Raw genomic sequence first — 3,760 nt, forward strand, 5'->3', positions numbered from 1 at the left:
TCACGGCTTGGAGAGTAGAATTGCTCATGGCGTATCCGTCCTATGTTGGTTGTGATCTGGCGAGATCAATCAACAGGATACGCCACCCTCTCTACTGCCCTCCATACACAAGAACTGAGCTTAACTCTTGGTTATGTGGATACTTACGTTATGCATAAGTCGTTATAAGGCTATTAAGAGGGTTTTCTTCTTACTGCCAGCAGGTTGCTAGTCTGCTGGTCTTCCAACGCTGCATTAAAAATGGTCTGCAAACATAAAAATTAATTTAGGCACCCTATGCAAATTAAGGCAGGTTGTAGCATCGCTGCAGCTGCGCCTCAGCGGTTTTGCTGCCTAACGCTGTTAAGTAAGCGATATTTCGTTCAGGGATAGCGGCCGTGTCGCCGTAAAAGGCGATGGCTCTCTCAACGCTGGCTTCGCGCAGCAAATGCACCATGGCATAGGGCGAGCGGTTTGAGTAATTCGCTGCGGCCTCTGGCTCTGCATCGGCAAAACAGTAGTCAGGGTGAAACGTCGCTAGCTGGTAAATACCTTCGTAGCCCAACTCAACTAGCAGTTGCTCGGCAAGCTCTACATAATCCAAGTAGTGGTCGAAGCTTTTAAAAAGTGTCGGAAACACCAGCAGGGTAGTTTCTGCTTCAGGGTGCTCGTTGAGCCACTCCAGCTCCGCCACTAACTCCTCAAGGGCCACATCCACTTTTTTCGAGCGCACGACTTCAACACGAATCGTATTGCTATCCAGCTCACGTTTAGCAAAGGGGCAAATGTTGTGTCCAACAATAAAATGGCTCACCCATGCCAGCGTTTGGTCCACTACCTGCTGATCTGCTGCTTGCGTCATACCCGTTCCACCTGCACCTTATGGATCTTTAAAAGGCGTGGCATCGCCACGTATTGGACGCCAGTGTACAGATAAGCCCTCGCAAATACGCTAGGCATGCTGTTGATAACGCGCCAAGGCAACCTCATAAGATTTGTGAATATGGTCGTCCATTAGTGCTCTTGTGGCTGTCGCGTCGCGCTGAAGCGCTAGTTCTACCAGCTCATGGTGTTGTTCATCCAGTTCCTGTCGGATTGTCGGCATTTTCGGCCCTAAACGGCGGTAGCGGTCGAACTGGTCGTGCAATTGTTCAATAAAGCGCAACAGCCATACTGAACCACAGGGTGCCACCAGGGTACGGTGAAAATGCGTATGCAGGCGTTCCCACTCTTCGCCTTTATCTAGTGTAATGTCTGCACGCTTTAGGCGATGTGCCGCCGCCAAAAGGTCTGCTTCCCATACCGCATCGCCATGAGCAATAGCTCGCTCCAGCGCCATACCTTCAAGCTCGGTGCGCAGTCGCGCAATATCGTCTAATTCTTCACGTGAGAGCTTAGGCACTCTGAACCCACGCTGATTCTCTTGGATCAGCAGGCCGTAAGCCGCCAGTTTATTAAGCGCTTCACGCAGCGGACTCAGCCCTACCTGGTACTGCTCCTTGAGCGTATTAATGGCGAGTTTCTCACCCGCTTTAAAGCGCCCCCCCACCAAATCGCGGCGCAGTAAATCATAGATAGAGCTAGATGCTTTCGTGGAAGAAAGCTGCATTGGCTTGTTCATACCGGAGTCCTTTTGCGTACCTACGCAAGGCATCAGTTAACGGAGATTCCATGACTAGGTGTTGACGCCTCTTGTCTGGCTCACCTATATTCTATTTTAGACAGAATAATCGATTTTTTAATCTACAAACGATAAATAGGCAATCTCGATGCTTTTTACTGTGATGCTACCGCTGCGGGCAATGAGCGTATGAAGCAAACAGCACTTTTTTGGGCGTTTTTTCGCGTCGGCATTTTCGGCTTTGGCGGCGGCCCGGCCATGATACCGCTGGTCCGCGCGGAAGTCGTGACACGCCACCAGTGGCTAACGGATGAAGAGTTTGCCGACGTGCTCGCCATCGGCAATACCCTACCCGGCCCCATCGCCACCAAAATGCCCGGCTATATTGGCTACCGGGTAGCGGGCATCAGCGGCTGCGCGGCGGCCGTCATTGCCGTTATCCTACCGATGATCGTGGCCATGATTGTGATGTTAGGAATTTTTAGCCGCTACCGCGACGTTGGCTGGATTCGCGGTATGGGACAAGCGGTCATTCCGGTAGTCATGGTCATGATGGCTCAGCTCACCTGGGACTTCTTCGATAAATCCAAAGCCGCCCTTGGCTGGCTAATCAGCATCGCTATGGCGGTCATCGCAGGCGCGGTGATTTATTGGCTAGGCGTACATCCCGGCTGGGTGATTGGGGCCATTCTGCTGGCGGCCCTCCTACGCCCATCCCGTAAAAAACGCGTGGAGGGTGCCGCATGATTTATTGGGATCTCTTTTTAGCGTTTTTTATTCCTAACATTATTGGTTATGGCGGTGGCCCCGCCATTATTCCGCTAATTGAAGCAGAAGTAGTGGGTCGCTATGGCTGGATGACGTCACAGGGCTTTGCTGAAACGCTGGCGCTCGGCAATGCGCTCCCCAGCCCGATTGCCACCAAAATGGCGGGCTATGTGGGCTATGAAGTTGCCGGTATTGGCGGGGCATTTGTGGCTGTTGCCGCGACGGTCATTCCCTCACTCCTGCTGATGCTTGGCGCTTTGGGGCTTTTATATCGCCACCGCGACTCCCCGCGCGTTAAACGCATGAGCCAATGGGTACGACCAGTGATTGCCATGATGATGGCGTGGCTTACCCTCGGTTTTTTCACAGAAAGTATGGCGGCAAGCGGCCTCCTCCACACGCTGATTATCGGTATCGTGGCCGCGATTGCGCTTGTGCGCTTTAACACCCATCCCGCTTTTGTTGTTATCGGCGCCTTGGTTTATGGAGGGCTCTTCATTTCTTAATAAGGATAAAAATACTGGCTAAAGTGGGTGAGTTGTTAAGCCGCGCTCACTTATTGGAGCTGGTGTGGGGGGGGGCAAAGGCGATGTGTCGACGCGTACGGATACTCAGTCAGCCGTTTGCGACGCAAGTTAGAGCTGGACGGTCGGCACGTGCTGCGCCTACGCAGCGTGTACCAATCAGGCTACCGTATGGAAGTGTGCAGTATCTCTACTGTGGAGCAAGCGGCCAATTGACATAAAAAAGCCGACCTAGCGGTCGGCCAAAAGCTGATGAGAGTCTGCAGACTGGCAAATTGCCTGCAGCGATGCCTGGGGAAGGCATCGCCAAAACGCTGGTTCAAGCGGCTTGGCGATGCCCTCTTTGAGCATGACGCCCTTTACGAGAGTAGCTGCCCTTCCCTTTCTTCGGCGTTTGCTGCTGCATTTTGAACATAGGGGTACGTAACTGCGCTTTGAGCGCGTTTTCGCCAACCTTGTGTTTTTTCATAGAATACTCCTGGTTTATTAAGAGACGCTTAACCGGGCAGTGGAAGCCTCCGCTCCTATGAACATTCGCGTCGCCATCGGTTCCTGCCAGCACGGTAGTTTTCAATAAGCCCCATGAGATGCCGAATGGCTGACCTACTGCTGCTGGCCAACATCGCGCCTAGAGACATCGTCATGCACTCCTGACTCTCCCCTCCACCGCCTCGTTTGATAGCGTGTTAACGAATATGGGGAGAGCCTTTGAAGACTTCAACCCCAGCGTTTAAAACGCTTACTGACACTCCCCGCCCGCCGCGCTTCGCGCTTTGGGCGAGGGTTCTGAGATCACCCCCAGAACCTTCCTGCTTCCACACGCCTTCACTAGATAGCAGCTAGGCCGCTGCCCTCCGCTCCGGTCGCT

General features: G+C 53.0%; 5 protein-coding genes. 2 read left to right on the forward strand and 3 right to left on the reverse strand.

The window, feature by feature from the left end:
* Positions 1 to 283: 283 nt before the first annotated feature.
* Entirely contained in the window at positions 284 to 841 is a 558-nt protein-coding gene (locus tag L1249_RS17195) for a DUF1415 domain-containing protein (protein ID WP_137094239.1), read from the reverse strand.
* A gap of 90 nt (positions 842 to 931) precedes the next feature.
* Positions 932 to 1,600 (reverse strand): GntR family transcriptional regulator, encoded by a 669-nt coding sequence (locus L1249_RS17200; RefSeq protein WP_137094238.1) that lies wholly within the window; start codon positions 1,598 to 1,600, stop codon positions 932 to 934.
* Positions 1,601 to 1,789: 189 nt separating this feature from the next.
* Between L1249_RS17200 and L1249_RS17205 the strand changes: the two genes are divergently transcribed.
* The gene (locus L1249_RS17205; protein ID WP_062361451.1) at positions 1,790 to 2,347 is read left to right on the forward strand and encodes a chromate transporter; all 558 of its coding nucleotides are present in this window, start codon (positions 1,790 to 1,792) and stop codon (positions 2,345 to 2,347) included.
* Entirely contained in the window at positions 2,344 to 2,874 is a 531-nt protein-coding gene (locus tag L1249_RS17210) for a chromate transporter (RefSeq protein WP_062361453.1), read from the forward strand. Before L1249_RS17205 ends, L1249_RS17210 begins: the two co-directional genes overlap by 4 nt.
* A 337-nt stretch (positions 2,875 to 3,211) precedes the next feature.
* Here L1249_RS17210 and arfA read toward each other — a convergent pair whose 3' ends face one another.
* The gene (arfA, locus tag L1249_RS17215; protein ID WP_074210948.1) at positions 3,212 to 3,361 is read right to left on the reverse strand and encodes an alternative ribosome rescue factor ArfA; all 150 of its coding nucleotides are present in this window, start codon (positions 3,359 to 3,361) and stop codon (positions 3,212 to 3,214) included.
* Positions 3,362 to 3,760 lie beyond the last annotated feature (399 nt).

This window comes from Halomonas sp. Cn5-12, assembly GCF_021532545.1.
GTDB lineage: Bacteria > Pseudomonadota > Gammaproteobacteria > Pseudomonadales > Halomonadaceae > Vreelandella > Vreelandella aquamarina.